This window comes from Pseudoduganella sp. RAF53_2, from assembly GCF_052113985.1.
Classification (GTDB): domain Bacteria; phylum Pseudomonadota; class Gammaproteobacteria; order Burkholderiales; family Burkholderiaceae_D; genus Rugamonas.
On sequence record NZ_JBFRDW010000829.1, the window covers coordinates 1 to 2,197 of the forward strand.

General features: G+C 59.9%; 3 protein-coding genes and 1 pseudogene. 3 read left to right on the forward strand and 1 reads right to left on the reverse strand.

What is annotated here, in order from left to right; all coding sequences use genetic code 11:
• Positions 1-42 precede the first annotated feature (42 nt).
• Positions 43-663 carry a GIN domain-containing protein gene (locus AB4Z11_RS30005; RefSeq protein WP_442029580.1) on the forward strand — a complete coding sequence of 207 codons (621 nt, stop codon included), beginning with the start codon at positions 43-45 and terminating at the stop codon, positions 661-663.
• Here AB4Z11_RS30005 and AB4Z11_RS30010 read toward each other — a convergent pair.
• Positions 647-1,309: a GNAT family N-acetyltransferase gene (locus AB4Z11_RS30010; protein ID WP_442029582.1), complete on the reverse strand. Its 663-nt coding sequence runs from the start codon at positions 1,307-1,309 to the stop codon at positions 647-649. The genes AB4Z11_RS30005 and AB4Z11_RS30010 overlap by 17 nt on opposite strands.
• Positions 1,310-1,322: 13 nt before the next feature.
• Here AB4Z11_RS30010 and AB4Z11_RS30015 point away from each other — a divergent pair, with 13 nt between their 5' ends.
• Positions 1,323-1,661 (forward strand): zinc ribbon domain-containing protein YjdM, encoded by a 339-nt coding sequence (locus AB4Z11_RS30015; RefSeq protein WP_442029584.1) that lies wholly within the window; start codon positions 1,323-1,325, stop codon positions 1,659-1,661.
• A 69-nt stretch (positions 1,662-1,730) separates the two neighbouring features.
• Positions 1,731-2,197: pseudogene (locus AB4Z11_RS30020) on the forward strand (HAF repeat-containing protein); the annotation flags it as partial.

Here is a 2,197-nt window from a genome sequence, read left to right on the forward strand (position 1 = left end):
GCGTAGGGCGGATCATTTGATCCGCCGTCATTTGGAGCGTTTATGCATAAACTGCTGTTCCTCCCCGCCCTGCTCCTGGCTGTATCGGCCCACGCCGAACAACAGCCGCGCAAGCTGGACAACTTTGTCGGCATCAACGTCAAAGGCCCCGTTAGTATGTCGGTCGAAGTCGGCAAGCCGCAATCGGTCACCATTAACGGCGACCCAGCCTTCATCAGCCGCGTGGAAACCGTGGTCGATGGCGGCGTGCTGCGCGTCACCTGGAACGAAAACGGCCCGAAAACCATCAAGGGCGAATCGAAAATCGTGGTGACCGTCCCTGCCCTGACCAGCTTCCGCGTGCAAGGCGCCGGTGAAGCAAATCTGCGCGGCGTCAGCGGTGAGCGCATCGACATCAGTTTCGAAGGCGCCGGCGCGCTGCATGCGGCCGGCCAGGTCAAGCTGCTGCGCCTGAAAGCCCAAGGTGTCGGCGAAGTCGATACCAGGAACCTGAAAGCCGAACGCGCCGACGTCAATTTCAACGGCATGGGCGACGTGGCCGTACATGCTAGCGACACGCTGAACCTCGTGGTGCACGGCATGGGCAACCTGAGCTACTACGGCCATCCGAAGACGGTCAATAAGTCGATCGGCGGCTTCGGCAGCGTCAACGCGAAGGACTGATCACTTTCGCGTGTTTCAGCTCGCGCGTAGGCTTGAAGCCCAGCGCTTCGTATAGCGCCTGCGCGCGTTTGTTCGCTGATCCCACATGCAGAAAGGGCTGCACGCCCTGCTGCTGCATATGGTGCATGCAGTCCAGCACCAGCAGCCTGGCCAGTCCGCGGCCCGTGAAGCCGGGATGCGTACACACTGCGCTCACTTCGCGCATCGCGCCCAGGTCCATGCGTTCACCGGACATGGACACCAGCTTGTCCTGTTCGTGAATACCGATATAACGCCCCATCAAACCGGTACGCGTGCGGAAGTAGCCGGGAAAGGCGATATTGGTCAGCTCCACCATCTGCGGATCATCCTGCGCCAGTTCGCGGATCATGCTGCGATCCGGCGCCGGCACCGCCCCACCTTCGTACACCATCTGCAGCACGTTCGACAGCGGCTGCAACGACCAGCCATCCAGCAGCGCCGGGAAAACGCCCAACACATAGTAATCGCCAGTCATGGACGCGACGTCGGCCGGCATGCCCTCTTCCGGCACCGCCAGAAAAAGCGCTACATCGGCCGGATAGCGGCGGGCCGCCCCGGCCGGAATGTTAAAATGCTCATGCGCCGAAGTCAGCGCAGCCCAGATCGGGTTTTCCAAATTCTGCATACTGTTTATCCCAATGAGTAACTTCCCTGCCTGCCCTAAATGCCAGTCCGAGTATACCTATGAAGACGGCAGCAACTACATCTGCCCCGAGTGCGGCCACGAATGGTCCGCCACCGCGGAAGCGGCTGTGGAAACCGCACGCGTCTATCGCGACGCCGCCGGCAACCTCCTGCAGGATGGCGACACTGTCACCGTTATCAAGGACTTGAAACCAAAAGGTTCGGGCGGCGTGATCAAGCAAGGCACCAAGGTCAAGAACATCCGCCTGGTCGACAGCGATCACGATATCGACTGCAAGATCGACGGCTTCGGCGCCATGAGCCTGAAGTCCGAGTTCGTGAAGAAGGTGTGACAATTCGCGTACATTTGCGACGAAATAGTATCGTATAGTCAAGCCTTCTTTCATCATAGGAGGCTGTCCATGAAAAGAGCGCTGATTGCCCTCGGCATCACGATGCTGTTCTCCACCGCCCACGCTGTCAGCCCAATGGGCGAGAAGAGAGACGAATCCAGCGCCATCATGGACGTCAACGCTGCCGGTGAAACGGTCGGCGAAATCAAGGACGAAGACGGCAACCGCCGCGCCATCCTGATCTCCAATGGACGCAATATCGAAATCGGCACGCTCGGCGGCAATGAGAGCGTGGCCAACGCGATCAACAATTCCGGTCTGGTCACAGGCGCTGCACTGACCGCAACCAACGCCTGGCACGCTTACCGTTACGACGAAAGCCTGCGCATGCGCGACCTGGGCACGCTGGGCGGCAATAGCAGCGTGGGCACGGCCATCAATGATCAGGGCCATGTAGTCGGCTATGCGGATACCCCTGACGGCACTTTCCATGCGTTTGTCGATAACGGTGTTGGCATGCTGGACCTGGGCACTTT

Excerpts from the sequence above, each read along its gene's own strand:
- AB4Z11_RS30015 (WP_442029584.1), top strand. The coding sequence starts at position 1,323 with ATGAGTAACTTCCCTGCCTGCCCTAAATGCCAGTCCGAGTATACCTAT.
- AB4Z11_RS30005 (WP_442029580.1), top strand. The coding sequence starts at position 43 with ATGCATAAACTGCTGTTCCTCCCCGCCCTGCTCCTGGCTGTATCGGCC.
- AB4Z11_RS30010 (WP_442029582.1), bottom strand. The coding sequence starts at position 1,309 with ATGCAGAATTTGGAAAACCCGATCTGGGCTGCGCTGACTTCGGCGCAT.